The organism is Fictibacillus iocasae (assembly GCF_042665465.1).
Taxonomy (GTDB): Bacteria; Bacillota; Bacilli; order Bacillales; family Fictibacillaceae; genus Fictibacillus; species Fictibacillus iocasae.
This window is the reverse complement of record NZ_JBHTCP010000049.1, coordinates 58,041-82,086: the sequence shown is the minus strand read 5'-3', so window position 1 is coordinate 82,086 and position 24,046 is coordinate 58,041. Positions and strand designations below refer to the sequence as shown.

Sequence of the window (24,046 nt, the reverse complement as noted above, 5' to 3'; positions counted from 1 at the left end):
TTACTTCACCTCGCAGTTGGCGTTAAGGATCCAGCCGCGCTGCCCGCTTGCGTTTTGGACGTTCAGCCACAGCTCACCTGTTGACGTCGAGAAGCTTCCTACATATTTGACAGTCGTTCCAGATGCGATATACGCGACAACGCCATAGCTTGAAGCTGCGCCTTTACGCATCGTCAGTTTCGCTTTTGCCACAACAGATGTTGGCTTCGCTACTTGAGACGTTGACACGTTGCCGGAAAAGATCCAGCCTGTTCCGGTTGATGATGTCTTCACAAGGTACCAGATGCCTGTTGACGCATCATACTTTCCACTGACAGCAAGCAGGTCGCCCTTGACCTTTTGGCTGACCACTTTGTAGCTAGTTGCCGCGCCAGAATGAATCTTGACCGTTGATGGGCTCACGTATACCTGGCTTGGTACAGCGGCAGGAGGCTGAGCGCCGTTCTGGATGGCTGTGCGCAACGCGTTGATTTCACTTTGCTGCTGAGCGACCTTCGCTTCAAGAGAAGTGACCTTTGACTGAAGCGGATTGATAAGAGAATTCACCCATTCCACACTTGCTAATAAAACATTGGATTCTGCTTTTGCTGCAGGTGAGAGAGTGGAAGCGGTTAAAGCGGCTCCAAGTGCTCCTGCGATGACTAGCTTATTGAATCGTTTCATCAAAATATCCCCCTGAATTTTAGTTATTAAAATAGTTTTGCAGTCCTTTACGGATGCCGACTGCCGCTTTTTGCTTAAAGCTGTCTGTGCGCATGAGCTTTTCTTCCGCTGGATTAGAAATGAAAGCCAGCTCAACTAGTGCACTAGGAATCTCGTTCATGCGGTTCACATAGAACGTCTGGTGTGTGTAGCCGCGGTTATACGTCCAGATTTCCGGGTAAAGAGAGTTTTGCACGTACATTGCCAATGTCTTGCTTTTCGGTCCGTTGAACGAAACCGATGTGTTGTAAAACGTCTGCGTTCCGCGCGATGTGGAGCTGTGAGAGTTCGAGTGGACGCTGATAAACGCATCGGCATCACTTGCGTTAGAGATAGCCGTACGATCCGGCAGCTCTAGGAAAATATCGGTTGAGCGTGTCATGATGACAGATGCGCCGTACGCTTCCAGCTCTTTTTTCAATTTCAGGGCGGTTTCAAGGTTCACGGTCTTTTCATAAAGCCTTGTCGGCCCGACAGCGCCGACATCATGCGCGCCATGTCCCGCGTCGATGATGATTTTCTTGCCGATCAGTCCTTTTGGCATGACCTTTAAAGTCATCGATTCTTTATAGTTGCGGATCGTGAACGTGTGTGTGGAAGCGATGTTCACAGTCAAGGTTTGCGTTCCGTTTGTGTTCGTTGCCACGCTATAGCTCGTTACACCTGGTGTTTTGAACGACGGCACTTCAATCTGTGTCGCGTCGCCAGTGATCTTGATCTGGCTCGTTCCGTTCATCGTGTATTTGACCGCGCCGGCTCCAGCCTTCGTCCATTTGATAGAGTGGGCATCGCCAGCGAGCTTCGCGAGAGCAGGAGAGCGCAGGCTTTTCGGAATACTTGTTGTCGTCAAGTCCTTCACAATCCAGCCGCGGACGCCTGAAGCGTTTTCTGTGAAATACCAGTTATCCAGCGACCATAGCAGTTTCAAAGGACTGCCGGCTGTGAGAGAAGCGGCTGTGCCGGAATCGGCGAAAGCTCCTTTTAAGAGAACGGTCTTGCTTTTCGCATAAACTGTTGGCACACTTTGGCCGGCATTGTAGGCTTCCCATGATGGCGTCCAGCCGATTACACCGCTCGCTGTGCGGACGGAGTACCATTTCTGGCCGTATGAGTTGATGTATTCTTTTAAAGCTGTAACGGCTGACCCGTTCGGCAGCGGAGTGATCACCTTGTAGGTTAAATCAGCACCGCTGTATAGCTTTGCGCTGCGTGTTCCGATGGTTTTTTTCTGGCTGATCGCCACCGATTTTGTTGAAATGATAGAAGAATGAATCCAGCCCGAGCCGGTCATGCTGTACTGAACCTGATACCAGGCGGTGCCGTCACTTGCCGCCGATTGGCTCAGGACGCTGAGTGCTGTTCCTTTTGATAAAGAAGTGACCACGCCGTAGGTAGTAGCAGCGCCTTTTCGTACGTTCGCCTTATCGACGGTAGTGTAGATGCTCTGCGTGACAGGCATCGTGTTTGTCAGCGATTTGGCCGGTGTCCAGGCGTACTTGCCAGGAGCGAACTCGATACGGAACCATTTCTCACCAGATGCTGCCGTGTGCTCTGAAACGATGAGTACCTTTGTTCCCCGTGCCAGTGTCGCTGCCGCTTCATAGGTGGAAGAAGCCCCTTTGCGCACGAGGGTGTTATGGTTAGCGATATAATAAGATGTTTGATTTAATGTGGCCGTCGGAAGGGTGACTTGTTTGGCCGAGATCCAGCCGGTTTTGCCCAAAACTTCTACGCGCAGCCATAGCTCTTTTTTCGAGTTCGTGTATTGATCGATGACTTTGATGGAGGTTTGTGCGGGCAGCGTGATAACGGCTGCATAAGCAGCAGATGCTCCTTTTCGAACCAGAGCGCCAGCGGTGTTTGTTTTCAACGTTTTGCCCACATACGGCTTGACTTCTGGGCGGGAAAGAACAGCTTCCTTTACCCAGCCGGTCGTGGTTTCGCTTTGAATTCTGGCCCATTTTTCGCCGGCTGTGTTCGTAAACTGAGACAGCAAAATAACAGGCGTATTGCGTTTTAATGTTACAGAAACAGGGTAAGATAATGATGCGCCTTTCCTGACCTCTGCAAGTGGTGTGTTAATAATCATTTTGGCGTTGAGGGAAGTTTGGTTACTGTAAGTGGCCGGTGCTGCGACTGGCTTGAAGTAAGCAGAAATGGCCCAGCCTTTTTTGCCGTTGCCAAGGTCAACTTCATACCATAGCTCACCTTTGTCGTTGATGAACTGAGAAAGAGCAGACAGCTGCATGCCTTTTTGCAGCTTCGTGATGGAAGGGTAGGCCGTGGATGCGCCTTTTCGTACGTTCACATCACTTCCGGTGACGATTATTTTCTGCGCAGAAAAATGAAGCTGAGTGGATTGTACCCAGCCTGTTTGGCCTGTTGTTAATTTCACTTGAATCCATTTGATGGTGTTGTCTTTGATCAATGAAAGCACGGTGGCGTTAGTTGTTTGTTCAGTTGTCAGCAGGGTATCTGACGTGATCGAATGAGTGGCATGAATCGGGATATTTTTGCTGATCTGTACAGTGGTAACGGCTTCAGCATACGTGCTATGAGAAAATGACGGAAGAATACTGCCAGCTGCTATTACTGTTGTTGCTAGTATCTTATTCATTTCTAAGCTCCTTAACAAAAGTTGACACGAAGAAGCAATGCTTTTATATCCAAGACAAAAAACTTCTACGATGTGACTTTTATCGACAGCTATTTCAAAATATTTAGCGAAAATTAAAAAAACCTCTGATTATTTTCATCAGAGGTTTAAATCTGTCCTTATTGAGTGGTTTCTTCCGTCGTCGTGCTATCAGTTTCTGACGTGCTGCTTTCTTTGTATTCAAGAATTCGCTTCAATTCGTCAGTAATTTCCTGCTTCGATTCATCTCGAGGGATGAGGTAGGACACATTGTTAATGTATTCAGGATACGTTTCGAGATGCAGTGTTTCAAATTCTTTGTTTCGAATCGTTTTATAAAAGTTTCGGAGCGCAAACATTTCACGTGTCGAGATATTCGTCTTCACATTCTCACCAAGCTGATCGAGAACGTTATCCGCTTTTGTGATCGATTGAAGAGAGACCGCTTTTTCCATGATGGCACGAACAGCTTCCTGTTCGCGCGCGTTACGGCCGATGTCACCGCGAGGATCCTGCTTTCTCATTCGAACGAACGCCAGTGCTTCCTCACCGTTCAGCTCTTGTTCGCCCTTTTTAAAGTAAATCATTCGTTTAAAGGAAGGCTGTTTGAAGTCAAAAGGAACGTTGACTGTAATGCCGCCAAGCTCGTCGACCACTTTCTCGAAGCCTTCAAAGTTAGTGGAAACAAAATAGTCGATCGGCACATCAAGCAGCTCTTCCGTTGCTTCCATGACCGCTTTTTCTCTCGTACCTTCCTCACCGTAAGCATAAGAATGGTTGATCTTATCCTTTCGCTCAGCGGCTGGGATGTACGTCCGTGTATCACGCGGGATCGGGACAAACACCGTTTCCTTCGTTTCCGGATTGATTGCGATCAGCTGGATCACGTCAGCACGGCCGATGTCATTTTCCTGATAGTTCTCAATCCCTACGAGCAGGATCGTAACCGGATCCTCGCCGAGCGTCACATCATCCAGCCGCAGATCCGATTTAGGATCGTCGAGCTTAACGAAGCTGTTATCTGCCGTTTCATACGCTTTATAAAATAAATATCCGCCGTATGCGAGTGCGGCAAGTCCTGCTACCATAAGCAGGAACAATAGCTTTCGCATCAGCCTTTTAAAAGGGCTGCGCCTTATTTTTTTTCGTCGAATTCTCGAGGTATTATGCTGGTCCATAATTATGCTCCTAAACGGTTAATAATATATAAAGATCTTGTCGATTTTTGAAAGATGAATAACTCTCTCATCATAACTCAACTTGAAAATTTAGACAATAAGTCCTGTATGAATGCAACGGTAAATCATTCGACATGCAGTGACTGTTGTTGGGGATGCCTGCTAATTGTTCATGAAATATTCAAGATATTCACATTCCCCGTTCTCTATGACGGCCTGTCCATTCGTCAAATCCGTCATCCATTCGTTAAAGTGTGACACCTCATCTATCGGAACATAATTCAAAATTTCAACTCTTTCTAGGTAATTCATCTCTTTAATGCTGTAGTCCGATGCTCTGAGCTCGTTTTCTACCTTACCGAGCAGGGTGTAATCAATCTTAGTATGCACAACTTGCATTAATTTTCTCTCTACGACACCTATCGCGTTCAGCCCTTCGCTCACCGATTTTCCGTATGCGCGGATCAATCCGCCGGCACCGAGCTTAATGCCGCCAAAATAGCGTGTTACAACGGCGACCGTATCTTTAAGCTTACGTTTTTTGAGCACCTCAAGCATCGGAACCCCCGCCGTGCCGCTCGGTTCGCCGTCATCGTTCGCTTTTTGGATGTGATCATGCTCTCCGATCACGTACGCGGAGCAGTTATGATTGGCAGAGGCGTGCTGCTTTTTTATTTGTGCGATAAAATCAATCGCTTCTTGCTCGGTTTCGGCGCGGGCGATATGAGCGATGAACCGTGAACGCTCGATGACGAACTCATGCTCACCGGATTCTTTCACGGTAAGATAGTTGGATAGCATATCGTTTACTCCTTTTGTGTGCTGTAACATAATCTTAAAATAGGGAATTGTCGAAACATATATATATCTTGCTGACTAAATGTTATCCTTTCATTATATAAGCGAAAATTAAATCCAACAATTTTTTCTTAAAATAGACATAAAATTCCACACTTGCTCGAATTTAGTATAAATAGCGGGTATATAAAGTACCACTTTATAGATACGAAGACCTACGCTGAAATAGGAAAGAAGGTTCTAGATAGAAAGTGCCGTTTTCTTTACTGTTTTAATTGGGGGAAATTAACATGTCGGCAAAACTGGCTCTTGATCCAAAGCTATTGGATGGAATCTTAGATAAAACCATTGATACGGTAAAAGAAAGCAAAACACAGATTTTCGACATCAGCGAGCATTCGCGCCAGGAATTTATGACGCTTTCAAAGGAACTCGAGATGGTGAAGGACCAGGTGCTCGAAACGATCGCGCGGACCGATGTGCTCGAATCCGCCGCACGTGAAGCACGATCCCGCCTAGCCGAGGTGAGCAAGCATTTCCAGAAGTACAGCGAAAACGATATTCGTGAATCGTACGAAAACGCCAATCACATCCAAATCGAGCTGTCGATCATCCGCCAGACCGAAAAGCAGCTGCGCGAAAAGCGCGACGACCTCGAACGCCGATTGTTCGCCTTAAAGGACACGGTAAGCAAGGCCGAGGCGCTCGCCGGACAGATTTCCGTCGTACTGACCTACTTAAGCGGCGATCTAAAAAAGCTGAACGAGCTCGTCCAGGACGCTCAGCAAAAGCAGGAGTTCGGACTGCAGATCATCGAGGCGCAGGAAGAAGAGCGGAAGCGTGTATCGCGCGAGATACATGACGGACCCGCCCAGCTTATGGCGAACGTTCTTATCCGATCCGAGCTCGTGGAAAAGATATTCATGGAACGAGGCAAGGATGCGGCGCAAACGGAAATCAAGGATCTGCGCGAGCTCGTGCGCGGCGCGCTAAAGGAAGTACGGCGCATCATCTACGATCTCCGGCCGATGGCACTCGACGATCTTGGCCTTGTGCCTACACTTCGTAAATATTTGCGAAATGTCGAGGAAAGCCAGAGGGTTCGGATTCAGCTGCAGTCACTCGGCAAGGAAATGCGCTTTCCGACCAAAATGGAAATCGCGCTCTTCCGGCTCGTGCAGGAATCGGTCAGCAACGCCTGCAAGCATTCCGAATCCGATGAAATACAGGTAAAGCTTGAGTTTACTGAAAAATTCGTTACACTTTATATCAAAGACAACGGAAAAGGCTTTGACATGAACAAACCGCAGAAAACGAACTCATTCGGCCTGATGGGCATGAGAGAGCGCGTTGATCTGCTAGACGGTACGCTAAAAATCCATTCACGGCCGAAATTCGGCACAAGTGTATACATTCAAATTCCGATACAGAATTAGGGAGGGACTCACAATGCCAAATCTTAACATGGTGGATTCGAGCTCAACAGACAAAACAACGATCGCGATTATCGACGACCACCGCTTATTCCGCGAAGGAGTCAAACGAATTCTGGATATGGAAGACAACTTCTCTGTCGTAGCAGAAGGCGATGACGGATCCGAAGCTGAAGACATCGTGCGCGACCACAACCCGGACGTCGTATTGATGGACATCAACATGCCACACGTAAACGGTGTAGAGGCCACACGCCGTTTAATTGAAAAAGCGCCTGATACAAAGGTTATTATATTGTCGATTCACGACGACGAAACATACGTTTCACACGCCGTACAGACTGGCGCAAGTGGATACTTATTAAAAGAAATGGACGCGGACTCCTTGATCGAAGCGGTCCGAGTAGTGGCAGACGGGGGCGCGTATTTGCACCCGAAGATCACGTACAACCTGCTGAACGAATTCCGCCGCCTGTCCACAAGCCCGAAAGACGACAAGAACATCGGCTTTCAGGAAGTGGAATACCGCAAGCCGCTTCATATCCTGACACGTCGCGAATGCGAAGTCCTTCAGCTATTGGCTGATGGCCGCAGCAACCGCACGATCGGAGAAGAGCTGTTCATTTCCGAAAAAACGGTCAAAAACCACGTATCAAACATATTGCAGAAAATGAACGTAAACGACCGCACCCAAGCCGTAGTCGAAGCCATCAAAAACGGCTGGGTAAAGGTGAGATAAGTACTTAAATGTTAGTTGGAAGAGGCCTTACAGGCAGTGGATACTGCTGGTGGGTCTCTTTTTTGTTGGCGTTTGAAGTGTTTTAGGGCGGCGCGGGCGTGTTCGACACGGCTGCGGTCGTGAGAGAGTGAAGCGCGGCTGACATTTAGACATCTGCGGGCGTGATGCAGGACGTCGCGGGCGCAGTTTAGGAAGTGCGGGCGACATTCCGGAATTTAACATTTCGTGAGAGCTAGTGAAGAGGTATTTTAACAAGTTAAGATCTTTTAATTTGCTGTTTTATGTTAAAGAGGCTTATCTGGGAGGTTATTCATGCCAGTGAGGCTCTTTTTAGTTGTGAAAATTAGGTCTGGGAGTGAGAGTAGGCCTTTAAAAGCGTGATTAATTTGCTTGAGAGCTTATTCTTATGGTGGCGCGGGTCTGTACTTTATAAATGCAGGTCTAGAATCGTACCGCGCGGGTCCGTTCAGCAAGAGTGCGGGTCTAAAACCAAAAGCGCGGGTCAGAAATCTTAGTCCGCGGGTCTAATTCCGTTATTTAACAATTTTTTGCGGTGGTGAAGAGGTAATTTGACTAGTTAAGATCTGATAAATTTGCTGTTTTTTTGAGAAAGAGGCTTTGCTGGGAGGTTATTTCATGCCAGTGAGCCTCTTTTTGTTGTGAAAGTTAGGTCTCGGAGTGAGAATAGTACATAAAAAGCGTAATTAATTTGCTCGCGAGCTTATTCTTATGTTGACTCGGGCGCGTTCGACACATTTGCGGCTGTGTAATTGGTGCGGACGGCCCGTCAGCTACACATTGCGGGCGTGATTTGGTAAAGCACGGGCGCAATATGGCATACGCGGGCAACATTCCGTTATTTTACAGTTGAGCTGCCCTAATATAGCTAATTAAGAACCTGGGGTCCGGTACCATACAGCCAAAACGCCTGATAAGACGGTGTTCTATGCAAATGGTACCGTACCCCATGAGTACCGTACCCCCATCACAAAAGCTTGTCACCATCAAAAAAGGTTTCCACCCCGATTAAGCAGAATAAGAAATAATCGAACTCTCATTTTACATACACGTGCAATAGGGTAAAGAGAACAAACGGAGGTGACGGCATGACGAAGGAATACATTATTGCGGTGGATATTGGCGGAACGAACGTGGAAGCAGCGCTGTGCCGCCTCGATGGGGAGATCGTAGCGAGCGATGAATTTTCAACGCAAGATTATGTAGATACAGGCCTTATTGAAGAGCTGAGCAGCCGGATACAATCCATTCTGCAGCAGCAGAACGTTTCAATCGATCAAGTATCAAGCGCAGGCCTCGGTGTGCCAGGTGTGGTGAATATTGTGGAAGGCATCGTGTACAGTGCGCCGAATTTAAAGTGGGAGCATTATCATGTGAAAAAGGCTTTGGAAGAGAAGCTGAAGATCCCGGTATTTGTAGAGAACGATGTGAACACCGGCTTGCTCGGTGAAGCGGTGTATGGGGCGGCTAAGGGAAAGCGTGATGTGATCTTGATTATGGTCGGCACGAGTATCGGAGCGGGGCTGATGCTTGATGGGAAGCTGTACCGCGGGTCCAATTTTGGTGCAGGTGAGATCGGGTACATGATCAGTGATTGTGATGCGGCGGATAAAGGATTCACGCCGGTTAAAGAAGGCTACGGCTTTTTAAGCAGCAAGATGGGCGGTTATCCGATCGGGAAAGCTTATTCGGACCAATCTGGAAAACTGACGAAGACAGACGAGGTGTTTCAATTGGCACAGCAAGGGGACGAGCTCGCTGTGTCGATCATCGACGAAAGTGTCCTTCATCTCGGAATGGCTATCACGAACATGGTGTCTCTGCTGAATCCAGAGCTTGTTCTTATAGGTGGTGGCGTCGGAAAGAGTGCGGAAAAATATTTGCATAAAATTGATCAAATGCTCAAAAACAACATCCCTTTTCCGGTGGAATTGGGCATTTCAGCGCTGGCGGACCAGTCTGTGCTGTACGGTGCGGCTGCACTTTGCCAAAAACAGTATCTGAACGAAAATCAGAATTATTGTACACTGTTTTAAACCTTTCAATGTGTTCTGGTAAGAGTTAGATGAAACTTATTAGTTAATGATGTAAACTAGTAAGGTAGAGAAACAACGCTCAAGGGAGCACAAAGGAAAGGAATTTACAATGGCTAAAGTTGCAATAATCACTGACAGTACCTCATACCTTCCAGAAAAGCTTAGGGAAGAGAAGAACATTGTAATGATTCCGCTTAATGTCATCATCAACAACGAAACGTATAAAGAAGAAGTGGAATTAAGCAATGACGATTTTTATGATATGGTCGGAAGCGAAGGCGCTCTGCCGAAAACCTCGCAGCCGGCAATCGGCGAGCTGGTTGAGCTGCTCGAAAAGCTCTCCAACAATTATGACGAAGCGGTCATGATCACGCTATCAAGCGGAATCAGCGGCACGTATCAAAGTGCGCTCGCAGCAGGAGACATGGTCGATAGCATTAAGCTGCATGTGTTTGATTCCGAGATCAGCTGTGCCCCGCAAGGCTTTTATGTTGAAAAAGCAGCCGAAATGGCGGCAGCAGGAGCATCTGGTGATGAAATCATGTACACGCTAGAAGCCATGATGGCGCAGGGCATTCCTGCTTATTTTATCGTCGATGATCTGAATCACCTGCACCGCGGCGGACGTTTGAACACGGCTCAGCTTTTGGTCGGCAACTTTTTGCAGATCAAGCCGATCCTTCATTTTGAGGACAAGAAAATCGTCCCGTTTGAAAAGGTGCGCACAAAGAAAAAAGCGATCAAGCGCATTTATGAGATCATGGATCAAGACATCCAGAACGGCGACGACATCCGTGTCTGCGTCATTCACGCCCGACGTGAAGAAGAAGCGCGTGAGATTCAAGAGGAAATTCGTGAATTGTATCCGAACGCCGACATCACGATGAGCTATTTCGGACCGGTAATCGGCACGCACCTTGGCGAAGGATCGCTCGGTATTACGTGGTATAAAAAAAGATAATACGGGAGGTACGTGATGAACTCCTACGAAAGCACTTCAGAGCACCGCATCAATGACAAGTTGATGCGGTTTTTGTATGGCCGAATTTTGCTGCGTGAGGAACTGCCCTTCACAGACCATGAGTTGGACGGTGTCACACAGCACACACCAGGAGTGGTGAAAGTGAAAGGACGATATGAGTGCCAGCGGTGTGAGAACCGTGATCCTCAGCTGTTTGCCCACTTTACTTGTTACCGCTGCAAAAAAGAGATGTGCTATTATTGCCGGCACTGCATAATGATGGGGCGGGTGAGTGAGTGCTCGCTGCTGTATGAATGCGCGGTGCCTTATCATTGGCCGACTCTTCAAGACCCGTTAACCTGGAGCGGGACCCTTTCACCGTGGCAGGAAAAAGGGAGTGAAGCGGTCGTTCGCGCCATTGGCAGCAGGAGCGAAACGTTAATATGGGCGATTTGCGGTGCTGGAAAAACGGAGATTCTTTTTCAAGGCATCCAAAAGGCACTTCAATTAGGAGAGCGCGTTTGCATCGCCACACCGCGGACGGATGTCGTGCTCGAGCTTGCGCCGCGACTGCGGGAAGCCTTTCCCGAAACGAGCATCTCCGCCCTATACGGCGGCTCAGAAGAAAGAGACACTCCAGGACAGCTCGTCATATCGACCACTCATCAGCTGTACCGATTTAAACAAGCGTTTAACACCGTGATCGTCGACGAGGTGGACGCGTTTCCGTATTCCTACGACACTACCCTTCAGAACGCAGTGAAAAAAGCGGCAATAGATAACGCCGCACTGCTCTATTTATCAGCGACACCAAACCGCACGATGAGAAATCTAGCCAAATCAAGCAAGCTGCAAACCGTCAAAATTCCCCGCCGCTTTCATGGACACCCACTTCCTGTTCCGAGATTAGAGATGTGCTGGAACTGGAGCAAGAAAATCCAGCAAGGCAAGCTGCCACGCACACTTATGAAATGGCTGACCCAGCTTCAAGAAACAAACCGCAACGGCTTCTTATTCGTCCCATCCATCAAGCTGCTGAAATGCATCCTTCCTCTCATCCAGCATGATTTCCCATCATCTGAAGGCGTCCATTCAGAGGACCTAGATCGTAAAGAAAAAGTGCTCCGCTTTCGCAGCGGTGAAATTCAGCTGCTCGTCACCACAACCATTTTAGAAAGAGGCGTAACGGTACCATACTTGGATGTCGCTGTACTTGGTGCCGAGGAAGACATATTCACCGAAAGCGCACTTGTCCAGATAGCTGGCCGTGCTGGACGGAAGGCGGATGATCCTTCAGGCGATGTGGTGTTTCTTTATCACACAAAGTCCGAAGCGATGAACAAGGCGGTCCGGCACATCAACATGATGAACAAGGAGGGTGCGCATGAGTAGGTGCCTTTATTGCCACACCGACTACGCTATTCACTTAACTTGGGAAAGCTTATTTAACCTGCACAGTGATAATGGGCTTTGTCAGAATTGCGACGAGCAGCTACAGGAAATAAAGGGCGAAATTTGCAATATATGCGGTCGATCTTTTTCATTATTTCCCGAGCAATATCGACAGGATAACATGTGCCATGACTGCATCAGGTGGGAGGAAGACGAGAATTGGCACGGGGTGCTCGCGCGAAACCGGTCGCTTTATGTCTATAATTCACACATGCAGGAAATGCTGTCGAAATATAAATACCGCGGAGATGCGGAACTGGCGAAGGTGTTTCACCAAAAAGTTCGAACACTTTACAAGAAGGAATTTCGCCGTCATTTTCTCGTCCCAATCCCGCTTAGTGAGGAGCGTCACCTTGAACGGGGGTTTAATCAGTCACTGCTCATCACAAATGGGGTGGCGCACGTCCACAGTGTGCTGGTCCGCACATCGCACGAAGAAAAGCAGAGCAAAAAGTCGCGTGCTGAGCGAATGAATATATCAGGCAGGCTGTTCAGTGCTATAATGGACGTTTCACAAAAAGACGTGCTGCTCGTGGACGATGTGTACACGACGGGTTCGACGATTAGGCAGGCGGCGAAAGAGCTGCTTGAAGCAGGGGCGTCATCAGTCTCTTCTATCACCCTTGCACGATGATTAAACAAAACGTGCTTTATGCCGATACTTAATCAAAAGAGGGGTACAAAGGAGCGTTATCGTCATGGACCTGACCAACTGCCCGCAGTGCGGAAAGCTGTACGTAAAGAAAATTCGTGAAACTTGCGATGTGTGTTATAAGGAAGAAGAGAAGCAGTACGACCTGGTGTATAAATTCGTCCGCCGTAGTGAGAACCGATTGGCCACATTGCTGGACACGCACCACAAAACAGGGGTGCCGGAAAAGACGATCATCAAGTTTATTCATCAAGGCCGCATTCGAGTCGTCGGGTTTCCGAACTTCACGTATCCGTGCGACGGATGCGATTCTCCGATTCTTGATGGCAGATTGTGCGAAGGTTGTAAAACAAAGATTCAAAACGATCTAAAGATAGAAGAATTAATCAAGACGAAGCAAGAAGAATTGAGGAGTTCTTACTATACGGGACAATAGAAATAGGGCTATCGCCCGCTAAAAAAACAAGAATCACAGCCGATATAGTAGTTAGAAGCAAGAGTTTTGTCACCTAGATCACGCAGATCAGCATATGACAAAATAGATGAGGTGAAAGCAATGAAAATCAATAACTTTAATTCTGTGAATCATCATAATCCATATAAAAAGCAGCAAAATGAGCCAGCTGAGCAAAGCAAGAAACCGATGCAAAAGGACGAGATCAACATCTCTTCTGAAGCGAAAAACCTTCAATCGGCTCTAAAGTCAGAAGCAGAACGAAAAGCGAAGATCGATGAGATCAAGAAACAGATCGAGAACGGAACATACAACGTCAAGCCGGAAAAGACAGCCAAGTCATTCCTGGACTTTTGGTTTAAGAAGTAGGAGGCCGCGATGGAAGCTTCTAACATGATTAACCTGCTAGATCACTTAAACGAGATTCATAAGAAGCTGATTACGCTCGGACAGCAAAAAACAGAGGCTATCAATAAAGGTGATATGCAGAAATTGAATAGCCTCTTAAAAGAAGAAGATGGCGAGACGAAGGAGCTGCAAAATATTGAGGTAGAGCGTCAGCAACATTTCGCCGGTCAAACAGTCTCTGATATTGCCGAAAAAGCGAGTGGCTCGGAAAGAGAGAGACTTTCCTCTTTGCAGCACGAGCTGTCTCAAAACTATCAGTCTTTAAAAGAGGTGAACGAGCTGAATCAGCAGCTGCTGCAGCAGTCACTTCAGTTTGTTAATATGTCGCTTAGCACGCTGCTGCCGGAAAAAGAGCCGGTAACCTACACGAAACCGCAGGGCAAGCGGTACGGCTCGGCAGGCGCGTCACTGTTTGATTCAAAAGCGTAATAGATACGGAGGAATTGCAAAATGCGTTCAACATTTCACGGGCTAGAGACAGCAAGACGCGGTATGGTCACACAGCAGTCGGCCCTGCAAACGACAGGTCATAATATTGCAAACGCCAACACGCCTGGCTTCAGTCGTCAGCGTGTAAACTTTGTACAGACAGAGCCATACCCACCGGCAAGCATGAACCGCCCTGGCATTCCGGGACAGATGGGAACGGGTGTGCAGGCAGGATCCGTTCAGCGTGTACGTGAAGGCTTCCTAGACGTTCAGTATCGCGGTGAAAACAACAAGTTTGGCTATTGGAACGCAAAGAGTGAGGCGCTTGAAAAAATGGAAGACATCATGAATGAGCCGTCTGAAAATGGTTTGTCCAAGACGCTTGACCGCTTCTGGCAGTCGCTTCAGGATCTTTCCGTCCATCCAGACGACTCTGGTGCTCGCTCGGTTGTCCGCCAGCGTGGTATTGCGGTAGCAGAAACGTTTAACTACTTGTCCAACTCGCTCTCATCCATTAAGAGTGACATCGAGTCACAGGTAGACATAACGGTTAAAGAAATCAACTCACTAACGACTCAGATCAACAACATCAACAAACAAATCAGTGAGATCGAACCGCATGGCTACCTGCCGAATGATTTGTATGATGAACGAGACAGTTTGGTGGATCGGTTATCAGAGCTTGCTACTATTAAAGTGACAACTACCGCAAGCGGCGGACTAGCTTCGCCGATGGCTGCAGGTAAATATACGGTTGAATTAATCGCGAAAGATGGAACCACTTCACTTGGGAAGCTTGTAGACGGTGTTGCGTTGACAAGTGTGGACATGTCCTATACAAAGGATGCGACAGGGAAGATTAATCAGTTCTCCATCGGAACGCCAGCCGTGCCTCTTACAAGCACTGATGTTGGAGGAAAGCTTGCAGGATTAAAGGATGCTTTTAATACGACATATCCTAAAATGATAGATGATTTAGATAAGCTTGCTCATGATTTTGCAGTTGAGTTCAACAGGGTTCATAGAACAGGTCACACGTTAAATAACACACAAAATGTTGACTTTTTCGCTTTGAAAAGTGCTGTTATTACCATCCCGAAAGATACGACTCAAACAGCGGGCTTCGCTAGCCAACTCAAGATTCATGATGATATTAAAAATGATTTGAAAAATATCGCAGCAGGCAATACAACTGCTGCAGGTGACGGCAACAACGCTTTAGCTCTGACCGAAGTAAAAAACACGACTAAGTTGAAGAGTACATACGAGGGCATGATTGGTGGCATGGCCGTTGAAGCACAAGAAGCCGTACGTCTGACAAACAACTCTGATGTGTTAAAATCAGCGGTTGAATCCCGACGTCAAAGTGTGAGCGGTGTGTCGATTGATGAAGAAATGACAAACATGATTCAGTTTCAGCATGCTTATAATGCAGCTGCCCGAAACATTACAGTAGTGGATGAAATGCTTGATAAAATTATTAACAGTATGGGACTTGTCGGAAGGTAGGGTTAAACAATGCGCGTAACACAAACGATGTTATCAAATAACACACTTCGTCATATTAGCGATAGCTACCGCAAAATGGGCAAAACGCAAGATCAGCTTTCCACAGGTAAGAAGATTAGCCGTCCTTCTGATGATCCAGTAGTCGCAATGAAAGGTATGGCATACCGCACGAACTTGACTGAAGTCGAGCAGTTTAAGCGCAACCTTTCCGAAGCATACAGCTGGATGGAAAATAGCGACGCGGCGATTGATAAAGCGACAAGTGTACTGCAACGGGTGCGTGAGCTGACAGTACAAGCGAGCAACGGAACACTAGAAGCTTCTCAAATGAGTATGATTGGAACAGAAATCAGCCAGTTAAAAGAACATTTAGCTTCAATCGCGAACACACAAGTTGCAGGTAAGTATATTTTTAACGGAACGGATACAGATCAAGCTCCGGTTAACACTGCAGTTACGTCATTTTCTAACAATACAGCACCTGTTAACCTAGAACTTTCTAAAGGAATTCAAGTCAAAGTAAACATTGATCCTACAAGACTGTTCAACAGTACTATGTTCGGAGACATCAAGGATCTTGAAATAGCACTGTCGACTGGAAACGGTGCCGCAGTAGGCAGTTTTTTATCAAAACTTGACACGCATCTAACCAATGTCGTGACAGAACGCGCTGAAATTGGGGCAAGAAGCAACAGACTTGAACTAATTGAAGCTCGTGTCGGCGAACAGGAAGTTATTGCAAATCGCATTCTGTCTGACAACGAAGATGCGGACATTGAACGAGTCATAACTGATTTGAAGATGCAGGAAAGTGTCCATCGTGCAGCACTTGGTGTCGGAGCACGAATTATGCAGCCTTCATTATTAGACTTTTTACGCTAAGAGCTATCATTGTGATAGCTCTTTTCTTTACACTATATGTAGAATATCTTTTTTACAATGAAGAATAACGGCGAGTTTAAAAAGATTAAGTATATAGTATAAGGTCAACTAGGGCTGACTTAATGAATTTGTCAGCCAAGTTTCCTAAAAAAAGGAGGAAGCTTGATGAACGTTCCTCAGCTAAGAATACAAACGACAAATGCACAACTAGACCTTAACATCCAGAAACCAACTCAAGAGATTGAGCAGCGTCCAGCGGATCTAAGCATTCAGCAACCAAAAGCAGAATTACAAATAGAAACCATTCCAGGCAAGCTGTCCATTGATCAAACAAAAGCGCGTGAAGACATGGACTTAAAGTCCATTGCCCGCCGTATTGAAGAATTTGCACAGAACGGATACAGCGACTGGCTCTCAGGTATCGCCCGTATGGCACAGCAAGGGGATGCACTCATGATGATTGAGCATGGCGGACACCCAATTGCAGATCAGGCAAAGGAAAACAGCGAAAGTCCTATGTATGACTTTAACATCGGCTTCGTTCCTTCAGCAGGTAGTGTGAAAATTGATTACCAGCCTGCAAAAGTTAATATTGATATCAAAGATAATAAACCTGTTATCGAAGTGTGTGTGAACAAACCAAAACATAACTATACGCCAGGCGTTGTTCACGGTGAGATGAAGCAATGGCCGTCAATTAATATAGAAGTGATAGGACTAGAAATAGATGAGAAAAAATAAGGAGAAAATTATGATTATACACACTAAGTTTGATGAAGAGTTAGAAATAAAAGAAACCGATGTTATTTCGTTCAATACCGGTATTCCAGGGTTTGAAGAAGAACGTGAATTTGTTTTGCTGCCAATTGAGGACACAGCATTCTCACTTCTACAATCTCTCAATACGAAGGAATTAGGATTCTTTACAGCAGATCCCTTTGTTTTTTATCCAGAGTACGATTTTGATCTGTCCGTGAGTGAGGCAGAGAAATTGGAAATCAATGAACCTAAAGATGTTCTCGTACAAGCGATTCTGACAGCAGCCGATCCTTTTCAGCATTCAACCATTAATTTGCAGGCGCCGCTTATCATCAATTTAAAAAATCAAAATGGTAAACAAGTTGTGTTAACAAATACACCCTATACAACAAGACAGTCAATCACCAAAGAGGAGGTTTAAGATGCTCGTCCTCACTCGAAAAGTTACAGAATCCTTAAAAATTGGAGAAGATATTGAGTTAACGGTATTATCCGTTGAAGGAGATCAAGTCAAGATTGGAATTAAAGCGCCAAAATCTATTGAAATTCACCGCAAAGAGATATACATCGCCATACAAGAAGAAAACAGCAATGCTGCTGTACAAGGAATTGGTGTACTTAATCATTTAAAAAATTTCAAAAAAGACTAAAACTCATTAAACTTTAGTTTTCTATAGTCGATATAAGCTTTGTAAGAACCAGCGAAGCTTTTAACGGCCGGTAAAAGCAAGCTCGTTCTAATAAAGCAATCCAACCACAAGGACGTGGGCGGACACATTCAAGGAGGAAATTAAAGTGAGAATTAATCACAATATCGCGGCACTTAACACGCACCGTCAATTGAACACTGCAGCAGGTGCACAATCTAAATCAATGGAAAAATTATCTTCAGGTCTTCGTATCAACCGTGCTGGAGATGACGCTGCTGGTCTAGCAATCTCTGAAAAAATGCGTGGGCAAATTCGTGGGTTAGATCAAGCATCTAGAAATTCACAAGATAGCATTTCACTAATTCAAACTGCTGAAGGAGCACTTAACGAAACACATAGCATTCTACAACGTATGCGTGAACTCGCTGTGCAATCTTCAAATGATACAAATACTAGTAATGACAGAACTGAAATCCAAAAAGAAGTAAATCAATTAAAGCAAGAAATTGATCGTATTGCTAATACTACTGAATTCAACACTCAAAAATTATTAGATGGTAGCAAAGTAGGTTTAACAGATAAAGTAAACGGCACTGTTACTCTTCAAAATAACAGTAGTGCAGCAGTTACTGCAACTCCTACTAGCACTGATCTAATTGGTGAAACAGGTACTTTTACAATAACTCGAGTGAGCGAGGCAGCTGGAACTGCGGCAGACTATACTGTTGCTGATCCAAATGGATTAACTCTAACTCTTGCTTCAGATCTTTCATCAGTAACAGGTGTAGGTACCACATTAAGTATGGCAAATCTGGTTAACATGAAATCAGGGGAAAGTGTTACAATTAGTGTTGCACAAATGCAAGCTGCAACAACTAATACATCTAACGCAGTTAATTTCCAAATCGGTGCAAATAGTGGTCAAAATATGTTAATTGGTATAAATAGTATGAAAGCAAGCGATTTAGGTGTTGCGAATGCTTCAAATGGTATTGATGTAACTAGCGCGACTAAAGCTACTGCTGCTATTACTTCTATTGAAAACGCCATTACAAAGGTTTCTGCTGAACGTTCTAAACTTGGTGCATATCAAAATCGTCTCGAACACACAATAAATAACTTAGGAACATCTTCTGAAAACCTAACCGCAGCGGAATCTCGTATCCGTGATGTTGATTATGCTTTAGCTGTTTAATTTTCAGTGACAAGCACAGTCGTCCTGGCTGGTAACGGCCAGTGAGTATAATCGGGTGAATTGCTGGAAACCCCTTAAGCTTTCTTCCCCACAACGTAGCTGGAAACGGCAGGCGTGACGGGCTGAAAAGAAGAAAGATTGGGCAATCAGCAGCCAAGCTCCTGTCTTGAAAAAGTGGAGAAGGTTCAACGACTAGGATAGACCATCTAAGGCGCAAGCTATGGTGATGAAATCCGTAGGGTACACAATGTGGTTCAGCATTGTGGATCCGAAGTGCCCGACCCCTACTAAGAAATTAGAGGGTGAAGATATAGTCTGGTCATTTGTGAAAGCAAATGTTCGCGCGATGGCGAAAGAAATGATGAACCAAACTAAGAACTCTATTCTCTCTCAAGCTGCTCAAGCCATGTTAGCTCAAGCAAACCAAGCACCTCAAGGGGTACTGCAACTTTTAAGATAATTAATAAAAGTATTTTAGAGAGCCAGAGTATACTTACTCTGGCTCTATTACATCAGGAGGGATCATATGAAAGTATCGGCTTGTTTGATTGCAAAAAATGAATCAAAAAACATTCAGAGGTGTCTACAAAGTTTGATGAATGTCTCAGATGAAATTATTTTAGTAGATACGGGGTCAACAGACGATACAGTTAAAATTGCTAAAGAACAAGGAGCAAAGGTTTTTCCATACAAGTGGGATAATAATTTTGCTAACGCAAAAAATTACGCTTTAAATCTTGCCAAAGGCGATTGGATAGTTTTTTTGGATGCTGATGAGTATTTAGAAAAGAGCACAGAAAAAAATCTCAGACAGGTATTAAGTCAAATTCATTCAAAAAAAAAATACGATACTGTTCAGTGTAGAATGATACATACTAATGGATACAAAGGAAATGTAATTAGTGAAAATCCGGCAATTCGAATTTTCAGAAATGATAAACAAACAAGATTTGAAGGGGCAATTCATGAAAAACCTCTGAAAAATAGTAAACCACTCAATAGCGTGTTAATTAATAATTTTGAATTAATAATTTATCATACAGGATATGAGTTATCTATACTACAAACAAAGTTTAAAAGAAATTTAGCATTACTTAAAACACAAGAAAAAAACAATCAAATAGATCATATGACGTATTACTATTTAAGTGCATCATATAGCAATTTAGGGAGAGATGATTTAGCTATTAAGTATGCTAAGCTTGCTCTTGAAGAACCAAAAATGAATAAAACAACTGTTGCTTTTAAACCATATGTTTTTCTTATTAAAGGAATGTTTGGAATGCAAGGTAATGTCTCTAAGGATGAATTAGAAACATACGTTAATAAAGCATTAGAGTTATTTCCTAATCACCCAGAGATTTGGAGATTAAATGCAATACATAAAAAAGAAAAAAATCAATATCAGCTAGCAATAGAAAGTTATAATAAGGCTCTAGAATGTCATTATACGTTTGATAACAAAATGTTGAATGATTTCCCAATTTACATAGAAGAGGTATACAGTGAGTTAGCCTCTCTTAGTTATTTGGTTGGGAATCATACAAATGTCCTTGAGTTTTATTTTCGCGTTCTTAACATAAATAAAAAAAATAAGATAGCATTTGAAGGCTTAATAGAAATTACTAAAAACCAAAATCTTGAAGATGTTTTATTCTTCTTGAATAGTATATATGACAAAAATAATCAGTGGGATTTAGAATTTCTGGCATTAAATTTGGAAAAAGTAAATATATATGCTTCGTTATATTATAGAAGATTATTGGATTTGAAACTAGGTATCGAGAATGATGATAGTATAATAATTCCTGAACAATTTAATTGATAGTTCCTTTTAAATCAAACGTTAGTTGCCCCTCCTATCTTAAGCGAAGTGTAATGTATTAATCATACTGAATTGATAATGACACATAAAGTTTTAGAACGTGGCCAATTACACGAGTTTTGACCATTAGATAAAATAGCTCAAGTTATTTTATCTTAGCCAAGTAAAGCCAATCCTATTCGATAGTTACTAAGTACTGAAGAGTGTTCTCTTATAAAAGTACTCCTGTAGATTCTCTCAGACTATTGATAGAGGTTGGCTTAGAAATTTATTGGTGACCAGATCTTCAAATGTGGCAGGAAGAGTATAAGGTAGTGTCCATTTTCATATAAGTATGAGAAGATTAAAAAAACTAGTCTACAATATCAAAAATTTTGATTTGAAATAACCATGGCTAATGCACAGTGGCTCAGTATTGTACTGGTAATATAAAACACTTCTTGCAGACTTATGAAAGGTAAAAAATTATCCACCTGCATGAACTTTAATTGAACAATTAACACTTAATATAAATAAATCAAGTGTGGCAACTTTAAGCCTAGTTTCCTCATGACTTACTGGGTTTGATGTATCTTGAAGGAAGTTCATAATATGGTTGTTAATGTCGAGACTTTAAACAGACACTTAAATTAAAATAAGTTAACATCATGGGCAAATAAATATGAAAGTGAACTTCAATGGAAAACCTAAAACTTCTTGAGAAGAAAAGGAGTTCAGCATATAAAAGGAATATATGAAATGGTTCAGATTATTGTATTGTCGTTTTTATAATAATAGGTTATAGCATGATAACAAAACAAATTGGGAAGTGAACAAAAATGAAAGTTGTTATTTTGGCAGGTGGTAGGGGGACAAGGATTAACGAAGAGTCTCATTTAAAACCTAAACCAATGATTGAAATTGGTGGTTCACCAATACTATGGCATATTATGAAGATTTATTCCTATTATGGGATTAATGAATTTATTATTTGTTTAGGTTATAAGGGCCATGCAATTAAAGAGTATTTTGCAAATTATTATATACATATGTCAAAAGCAATCACTTATGATTTTACTGCTGGAAACGCTCTCGAAATTCATCATAATAATTTTGAACCGTGGAAGGTTACTTTAGTAGAAACTGGTGAAGATACTATGACTGGCGGTCGTATTAAACAAATTGAGCCTTATGTAGGAAATAGTCCATTTATGCTCACATATGGAGATGGCCTGGCCGATATTAATATTGAAGAACTTATAAATTGCCATAAAAAGGGAGGAAAACTCGCAACTATTACTGCTGTACAACCTGATGGTAGGTTTGGTCGCTTAGAATTTGAAGATGAGAAGGTTGTAGGGTTTACTGAAAAGGTTAGGGGAGATGGTGCTTGGATAAATGGAGGTTTTATGGTATGTGAACCTCAAGTTTTTAACTACATAAAAGACAAAGACACAACAATTCTTGAGCAGGAACCTCTACAAACATTGGCACAAGATGAAGAGTTAAACGTCTATAAACATGATAGTTTTTGGCAACCAATGGATACTCTTCGAGAAAAGATAATTTTAGAAGAACTTTGGGAAAGTCAAAATGCTCCATGGAAGGTTTGGAAAAATTAAATTAATATAAATTTTTTCTTGCATTTATTATTTCGGGGGACTTGTTATGTTTGAATTAACTCTACCAATAGATGACTTAAAAAATTATGTTATTCATCAGATGAATCATTTTTTTCCGGACAAGGGATTTTGTGCGAAAGATGAAAAATTTAATCGATCTTTTATTCAGGCGCTGGATCGACTAGAATATTGTTTTAGACATGTGACATTTAAGTCATATCATCATGAAGGAACTACCTATTTCTCTCATTTACACTCAGATCAATATACGATGTTTTTATGGTTTTTATCTAATTCAGTTTGGAGGGAATTTGAAGATACTGTAATAGCCTCTAAGCTTTTTTACTTGAACAAGACTCTGAATGGAGTACTTTGCATGTACGATACAAATATGCCTAATATTTTCCTTATTATACACGGTGGGGGAGTGGTATTGGGAAAGGCAACCTACAGTAATTTTTTTGTGTGCTATCAAGGATGCACAGTAGGAGCTATTAACGGTGTTTATCCCATTCTTGGTAAAGGGGTTGCTATGGCACCACAATCTACAATTGTTGGTAATTGTACAATTGGAGATCTTTCAACTATTGGAAATCAAGCTCTTTTACGAAATACAAATTTGAATAATAAAGCTCTATATTATCGACATACGGATAAAGGGTACCATGTAATTACAAAAAACAAAAAACCTTGGGCACAGGATTTTTTTAATGTTCATATCGAATGTTAAGAGGAAGTTTATTCAATGAAAACAAAAACAGTATTAATTAGTGGTGCTGATGGCTTTATAGCACTTCATTTGACTAAGATGTTAAGAGAACATGGCTATAAAATAATTACAGCAACAAGAAATAAAAACGGAAATATAAGGATGGATTTCTGCAATCCACATGAGGTTGCTTTACTAAAAATTAGTGGAATTGACACAATGATTCATACAGTATCACCAAATGAAATGCTGTATAAGACGGATACTTACGGCGCACTTGCGGAAAATTCTGCTGGAATTCATGCAGCACTTGATTTTTGCGTGAATAACAATATTAAGAACTTTGTATATTTTTCCAGCTTTCACGTTTTTGGAATGCAGGAAGGCATATTGACTGAAAGTACATCTCCATCTCCAAACAGTAACTATGGATTGTCTCACTATACCGCAGAACAAACTATTCAGATGTTTGATCGTAAAAAAATGGTAAATGGTTGGATAGTTAGACCTTCTAACCTATTTGGAGTTCCTGAGAATCTTGAAAAATTCAAGAGGTGGAACTTAATCCCTTATGCATTTTGTAGGGAGGCTATGAAGCATAAGACGATTACGTTGTTAACTCCAGGAAAGCAACTTAGGAATTTTGTTGGCATCAATGATGTTTGTAAAAACATACTGTGGATTTTAGAAAAAAGGCCAGAAGAACGTATTTTTCATGCATATGGAAATCAGACTATAAGCGTTTTACAATATGCTCATTTAGTACAAAAAGTAGCGTTTGAGATTTTTAATCTACCAGTACATATCATTTACCCAGAGGGGAATGACTCTGAAACAAACTTTAATTTTACTAGCTTATACAATGATTCATATATAAAACCAAGTGATGATCTTAAGACTTTTGTATCAGAAATGTTGAGGGAGATTACATAAAGTCATGGGAAGGAATGAGTAACAATTATTTGTTGTATTTGTGGTGAATCGTCAACCCTGACGGAAGTATATAATCGGGCTCCACATA

24 protein-coding genes are annotated in these 24,046 nt (G+C 43.3%); 20 read left to right on the top strand and 4 right to left on the bottom strand.

Annotated elements, in window-relative coordinates:
• The 4 genes from ACFQPF_RS15495 to ACFQPF_RS15480 form a co-directional block, all read right to left on the bottom strand.
• On the bottom strand, window positions 1-663 hold the full coding sequence (locus ACFQPF_RS15495) for an SH3 domain-containing protein (protein WP_379750611.1): 663 nt from the start codon (window positions 661-663) through the stop codon (window positions 1-3).
• A 19-nt stretch (window positions 664-682) separates the two neighbouring features.
• Window positions 683-3,319, bottom strand: coding sequence for an SH3 domain-containing protein (locus ACFQPF_RS15490; protein WP_379750610.1), 2,637 nt, complete (start codon window positions 3,317-3,319; stop codon window positions 683-685).
• 158 nt (window positions 3,320-3,477) lie between these two features.
• Window positions 3,478-4,515 carry an LCP family protein gene (locus ACFQPF_RS15485; protein WP_379750609.1) on the bottom strand — a complete coding sequence of 346 codons (1,038 nt, stop codon included), beginning with the start codon at window positions 4,513-4,515 and terminating at the stop codon, window positions 3,478-3,480.
• A gap of 162 nt (window positions 4,516-4,677) precedes the next feature.
• Complete coding sequence (locus tag ACFQPF_RS15480) at window positions 4,678-5,316, bottom strand: YigZ family protein (protein WP_379750608.1); 639 nt, start codon at window positions 5,314-5,316, stop codon at window positions 4,678-4,680.
• Between the two features lie 287 nt (window positions 5,317-5,603).
• On the opposite strand from ACFQPF_RS15480, the gene ACFQPF_RS15475 reads away from it, so the two are divergent.
• The 20 genes from ACFQPF_RS15475 (at window position 5,604) to ACFQPF_RS15380 (ending at window position 23,958) form a co-directional block, all read left to right on the top strand.
• Complete coding sequence (locus ACFQPF_RS15475; RefSeq protein WP_379750607.1) at window positions 5,604-6,749, top strand: sensor histidine kinase; 1,146 nt, start codon at window positions 5,604-5,606, stop codon at window positions 6,747-6,749.
• Between the two features lie 13 nt (window positions 6,750-6,762).
• Window positions 6,763-7,485, top strand: a complete 723-nt coding sequence (locus tag ACFQPF_RS15470) for a response regulator (protein ID WP_379750606.1) — start codon at window positions 6,763-6,765, stop codon at window positions 7,483-7,485.
• Between the two features lie 1,106 nt (window positions 7,486-8,591).
• Window positions 8,592-9,539, top strand: a complete 948-nt coding sequence (locus ACFQPF_RS15465; protein WP_379750605.1) for an ROK family protein — start codon at window positions 8,592-8,594, stop codon at window positions 9,537-9,539.
• A 109-nt stretch (window positions 9,540-9,648) separates the two neighbouring features.
• Complete coding sequence (locus ACFQPF_RS15460; RefSeq protein ID WP_379750604.1) at window positions 9,649-10,500, top strand: DegV family protein; 852 nt, start codon at window positions 9,649-9,651, stop codon at window positions 10,498-10,500.
• Window positions 10,501-10,515: 15 nt separating this feature from the next.
• Window positions 10,516-11,892 (top strand): ATP-dependent helicase ComFA, encoded by a 1,377-nt coding sequence (locus ACFQPF_RS15455; RefSeq protein WP_379750602.1) that lies wholly within the window; start codon window positions 10,516-10,518, stop codon window positions 11,890-11,892.
• Window positions 11,885-12,586, top strand: coding sequence for a ComF family protein (locus ACFQPF_RS15450; RefSeq protein ID WP_379750601.1), 702 nt, complete (start codon window positions 11,885-11,887; stop codon window positions 12,584-12,586). The genes ACFQPF_RS15455 and ACFQPF_RS15450 overlap by 8 nt, the downstream gene beginning before the upstream one ends.
• A gap of 64 nt (window positions 12,587-12,650) precedes the next feature.
• On the top strand, window positions 12,651-13,040 hold the full coding sequence (locus ACFQPF_RS15445) for a TIGR03826 family flagellar region protein (RefSeq protein WP_379750600.1): 390 nt from the start codon (window positions 12,651-12,653) through the stop codon (window positions 13,038-13,040).
• A 111-nt stretch (window positions 13,041-13,151) separates the two neighbouring features.
• Window positions 13,152-13,427 (top strand): flagellar biosynthesis anti-sigma factor FlgM, encoded by a 276-nt coding sequence (gene flgM, locus ACFQPF_RS15440; RefSeq protein ID WP_379750667.1) that lies wholly within the window; start codon window positions 13,152-13,154, stop codon window positions 13,425-13,427.
• A gap of 9 nt (window positions 13,428-13,436) precedes the next feature.
• The gene (locus tag ACFQPF_RS15435) at window positions 13,437-13,895 is read left to right on the top strand and encodes a flagellar protein FlgN (RefSeq protein ID WP_379750599.1); all 459 of its coding nucleotides are present in this window, start codon (window positions 13,437-13,439) and stop codon (window positions 13,893-13,895) included.
• A 21-nt stretch (window positions 13,896-13,916) separates the two neighbouring features.
• Entirely contained in the window at window positions 13,917-15,404 is a 1,488-nt protein-coding gene (flgK, locus tag ACFQPF_RS15430; protein WP_379750598.1) for a flagellar hook-associated protein FlgK, read from the top strand.
• 9 nt (window positions 15,405-15,413) lie between these two features.
• Window positions 15,414-16,286, top strand: a complete 873-nt coding sequence (flgL, locus tag ACFQPF_RS15425; protein WP_379750597.1) for a flagellar hook-associated protein FlgL — start codon at window positions 15,414-15,416, stop codon at window positions 16,284-16,286.
• 165 nt (window positions 16,287-16,451) lie between these two features.
• Window positions 16,452-17,027: a DUF6470 family protein gene (locus ACFQPF_RS15420; RefSeq protein WP_379750596.1), complete on the top strand. Its 576-nt coding sequence runs from the start codon at window positions 16,452-16,454 to the stop codon at window positions 17,025-17,027.
• Window positions 17,014-17,466: a flagellar assembly protein FliW gene (fliW, locus tag ACFQPF_RS15415; protein WP_379750595.1), complete on the top strand. Its 453-nt coding sequence runs from the start codon at window positions 17,014-17,016 to the stop codon at window positions 17,464-17,466. Before ACFQPF_RS15420 ends, fliW begins: the two co-directional genes overlap by 14 nt.
• Before the next feature lies 1 nt (window position 17,467).
• Window positions 17,468-17,695 (top strand): carbon storage regulator CsrA, encoded by a 228-nt coding sequence (csrA, locus tag ACFQPF_RS15410; RefSeq protein WP_379750594.1) that lies wholly within the window; start codon window positions 17,468-17,470, stop codon window positions 17,693-17,695.
• A 145-nt stretch (window positions 17,696-17,840) separates the two neighbouring features.
• Window positions 17,841-18,890, top strand: a complete 1,050-nt coding sequence (locus ACFQPF_RS15405; RefSeq protein ID WP_379750593.1) for a flagellin N-terminal helical domain-containing protein — start codon at window positions 17,841-17,843, stop codon at window positions 18,888-18,890.
• 220 nt (window positions 18,891-19,110) lie between these two features.
• Window positions 19,111-19,350, top strand: a complete 240-nt coding sequence (locus tag ACFQPF_RS15400) for a flagellin (protein WP_379750592.1) — start codon at window positions 19,111-19,113, stop codon at window positions 19,348-19,350.
• Between the two features lie 66 nt (window positions 19,351-19,416).
• On the top strand, window positions 19,417-20,715 hold the full coding sequence (locus tag ACFQPF_RS15395; protein WP_379750591.1) for a glycosyltransferase: 1,299 nt from the start codon (window positions 19,417-19,419) through the stop codon (window positions 20,713-20,715).
• Window positions 20,716-21,533: 818 nt separating this feature from the next.
• A complete protein-coding gene (rfbF, locus tag ACFQPF_RS15390) occupies window positions 21,534-22,316 on the top strand; it encodes a glucose-1-phosphate cytidylyltransferase (RefSeq protein WP_379750590.1) in 783 nt (260 codons plus the stop codon).
• A 46-nt stretch (window positions 22,317-22,362) separates the two neighbouring features.
• Complete coding sequence (locus ACFQPF_RS15385; RefSeq protein WP_379750589.1) at window positions 22,363-23,046, top strand: LbetaH domain-containing protein; 684 nt, start codon at window positions 22,363-22,365, stop codon at window positions 23,044-23,046.
• A 15-nt stretch (window positions 23,047-23,061) separates the two neighbouring features.
• On the top strand, window positions 23,062-23,958 hold the full coding sequence (locus ACFQPF_RS15380; RefSeq protein ID WP_379750587.1) for an NAD-dependent epimerase/dehydratase family protein: 897 nt from the start codon (window positions 23,062-23,064) through the stop codon (window positions 23,956-23,958).
• Window positions 23,959-24,046 lie beyond the last annotated feature (88 nt).